The sequence below is a fragment of the Streptomyces milbemycinicus genome (genome assembly GCF_002154605.1).
GTDB classification, from domain to species: Bacteria; Actinomycetota; Actinomycetes; order Streptomycetales; family Streptomycetaceae; genus Streptomyces; species Streptomyces milbemycinicus.
In genome coordinates this window covers 1-3,240 of record NZ_MUNE01001014.1, presented here as the reverse complement: position 1 = coordinate 3,240, position 3,240 = coordinate 1, and the positions used below count along the sequence as shown (strand labels likewise).

Sequence of the window (3,240 nt, the reverse complement as noted above, 5' to 3'; positions counted from 1 at the left end):
TGAGACGGCGACACGCCGACGTCACGGCGTGTCGCCGTCTCAAACTCACCGCAAACGCAACGCGCTCACCGACGGCCGCACAGCCGCCGTGTCGTCCGTGCGCAGCGCGACCGCCGCGGCGTAGCCGGGCGGGGCGGGTACGTCGGCCAGTGACCAGCCGGGCGGGGTGGCGGAGTCGGGTGGGGCGAGGTGGTCGGCGAGGCCGACGTGGTGGGTGCGCAGACCGCCGGGCAGGCCGGTGCCGATGCCCTTGAGGTAGGCCTCCTTACGCACCCAGCAGCTGAGGAACGCCTCCTCGTGCAGCGCCTCGGGCAGCGCCTCGATCGCCGTCCGCTCATCTGCGTGGAGCTGCCGGATCAGCCCGGCCAGCACCTTGCCGCCCCGCCGCGCGTTCCTGGCCTCGATGTCGGCGCCGACGGGCGCGTCGGCGAAGGCGTACATCGCGGCGTCCTCGGCGTGCGACAGGGAGAACCGCAGCCCGGGCTCGCCCGCCACGGCGGGGCGGCCGTGCGGCTTGTCGCAGTCCGGCATACCGCACAGCTCGCGGATCAGCTCGACTTCGGCGGGGTCGATGCCGAGGTACGCGCCGAGCAGGACGCGCAGGCCCACATGGGAGGCGACATAGCGCTCCCGCAGAGTGTCGTCGCGGAACCTGGCGGCCCGCTCGCTCTCCCGGGCGTCCAGCATCCCGGCGCGCGCGGCGGCGGCAGCGGCGGACGGCGGGATCCGCAGCAGCCATACGGCCACCTCGGCGCCGGAGGGCCGGTCCTCGGGGCGGGGCAGCGCGCGGACCGGGCCCCATCCGTTCGTCCCGTCCGCCGTGCCGTCCGCCGTGCCGTCCGCAGTGCCGTCCGCCATGTCGACGGCGGGATGCCGGACGCCAGGGTTGGTGTACGTCACGATTCCGCTCTCCCCCGCAGCGCTGAGCCTGAATCAACATCCTTGCCCCGGGGCGGCGTTGCCGCACGGACGACACCCGGTGACTTAGGACACGTTCCCCTACCGGCTGGTATGGTCACCCGTCCGCACCACTACGATCAAGCACAGACCGTGCACTTTCCGTAATGGGGGTTTGCGACATGGCGACCGGATTCTCGGCGAAGGCGGCCTCGGCGCTGGCCCTCCCGGTGGCTCCGCTGTACGGCGCCTTCCTCTCGTACTTCATCTACCACCCGCCCCGCAGGCCCTACCACAAGATCCCCGCCGACCTGGGGCTGACCAGCACCGACGTCACCGTGCCGCTGGACGGCGGAGGGCGCCGGCTGCATGTGTGGCTGTGCGCGGGCGACCCGGACCGGGTGGTGGTGCTCGGGCACGGCCTGGGCCTGAGCAAGTCCGCGAGCCTCGCGCACGCCCGGATGCTCCACGAGGCGGGCTATACGGTCGCGATGTTCGACCACCGCAACCACGGCAAGAGCAGCGCGGACCGGGCCTGCTGGGGCATGAGCGACCGGCACACCGACGATGTGGTCGCGGTGGTCAAGCATGTGCGCGGCATGGCGGAGTACGCCTCGGCGCGCATCGCGGTCTACGGCTTCTCCATCTCCGCCTTCCCCTCCTTCTACATGCTCAGGAGGGACGGGGAACGCCCGGTCGACGCGGTCGTCTTCGACAGCGGCCCGGCGCTGGAACTGCGGCCGCTGTTCCGTAACTTCCTCGCGGCCGACGGGCTGCCGATCCCCGGCCCGCTACGGAAGGGGCCGTCCCGGAAGGCCCTGGAGAAGGTCGCCTCGACGGCGGCGGTGGCGATGCTGCGGGTGCAGTGGCCACCCGCCGCCGAGGGGGCGTACGAGAGCACGCCGATGCTCTTTCTGGCCGGCGAGAGCGACACGATGATTCCGGCGGCCGGGGTGCGGGCGCTGGCGGAGCGGTATCCGCTGGCGGAGGTGCACACGCTGCCGGACACCGAGCATCTACAGGGCGTCAAGACCCATCCGGAGGTCTACGCGGAGACGGTCCTGGGGTTCCTGGGACGCACGATGAAGAGGTGAAGAGGCGATGCCCGCTCGGGCATGCCCCAGGCCGAACCGACGCCGATTCGGGCACGGGAAATTGGTCTCCCCCGCCCCCGTTACGCGGGGGAGACCAAGTTCACCGGTGATGCCGACAGCGCGGAATCACCGCCTCCATGGTCTGTCACGTGGGCTTCGCGCCCCAGACCCATGGCACGAAGATGCCATACGAATTACCGGGCCCCCGTATCCGGCGTAACCGGTGAGACGGGGGCCCGGGAGCCCGGGGGCTCTGAAACGGTCAGGGGTTCGGGGGCGGGTGGCTCGCCGTCAGCCCTCAGTCTTTGATTTCGCAGATGACGGCGCCGGAGGTGATGGAGGCGCCGACCTCGGCTGCCAGGCCCTTGACGGTGCCGGCCCGGTGGGCGTTCAGCGGCTGTTCCATCTTCATCGCTTCCAGGACCACGACCAGATCGCCCTCCGCGACCTGGTCCCCCTCGGCCACGGCGACCTTCACGATGGTGCCCTGCATCGGCGAAGCCAGCGCGTCACCGGAGGCGGCCGACCCCGACTTCTTCACCGCCTTGCGCTTCGGCTTCTTCAACCCTGCCCCCGCGTCCCCGGCGGCAGGCGCGGCAGCCGCGCCCAGGAACGCGGGGAGGGAGACCTCCAGCCGTTTCCCGCCGACCTCGACGACCACGGTCTCGCGTGGGGCGGTTTCCTCCGTCTCCTCCGTACCCGTGGGGGTGTAGGGGGTGATGGTGTTGGTGAATTCGGTTTCGATCCAGCGGGTGTGGATGGTGAAGGGGTCGCTGGTGAAGGCGGGGTCGGTGACCACGGCGCGGTGGAAGGGGATGGCGGTGGCCATGCCCTCGACCTGGAACTCGGCGAGCGCGCGTGCGGCGCGTTGGAGGGCCTGGGTGCGGGTGGCGCCGGTGATGATGAGTTTGGCGAGCAGGGAGTCCCAGGCGGGGCCGATCACGCTGCCGGATTCCACGCCCGCGTCCAGGCGTACGCCGGGGCCGGTGGGCGGGGTGAAGGTGGTGACGGTGCCGGGGGCGGGGAGGAAGCCTCGGCCGGGGTCCTCGCCGTTGATGCGGAACTCGAAGGAGTGGCCGCGCAGGGGCGGGTCGTCGTAGCCGATCGGTTCGCCGTCGGCGATGCGGAACATCTCGCGGACCAGGTCGATGCCGGTGACTTCCTCGGTGACCGGGTGTTCGACCTGGAGGCGGGTGTTGACCTCGAGGAAGGAGATCGTGCCGTCCGCGCCCACCAGGAACTCCACGGT

3 protein-coding genes are annotated in these 3,240 nt (G+C 71.3%); 1 reads left to right on the top strand and 2 read right to left on the bottom strand.

What is annotated here, in order from left to right; all coding sequences use genetic code 11:
• Nucleotides 1-45 precede the first annotated feature (45 nt).
• The gene (locus tag CCN51_RS50455; RefSeq protein WP_014179333.1) at nt 46-900 is read right to left on the bottom strand and encodes a 4'-phosphopantetheinyl transferase family protein; all 855 of its coding nucleotides are present in this window, start codon (nt 898-900) and stop codon (nt 46-48) included.
• Nucleotides 901-1,079: 179 nt separating this feature from the next.
• Here CCN51_RS50455 and CCN51_RS50450 point away from each other — a divergent pair, with 179 nt between their 5' ends.
• Nucleotides 1,080-1,991: an alpha/beta hydrolase gene (locus tag CCN51_RS50450; protein ID WP_014179332.1), complete on the top strand. Its 912-nt coding sequence runs from the start codon at nt 1,080-1,082 to the stop codon at nt 1,989-1,991.
• Between the two features lie 298 nt (nt 1,992-2,289).
• Here CCN51_RS50450 and CCN51_RS50445 read toward each other — a convergent pair.
• On the bottom strand, nt 2,290-3,240 hold a 951-nt coding region (locus tag CCN51_RS50445; protein ID WP_143676199.1), incomplete at its 5' end, for a biotin/lipoyl-containing protein.

Excerpts from the sequence above, each read along its gene's own strand:
- CCN51_RS50450 (WP_014179332.1), top strand. The coding sequence starts at position 1,080 with ATGGCGACCGGATTCTCGGCGAAGGCGGCCTCGGCGCTGGCCCTCCCG.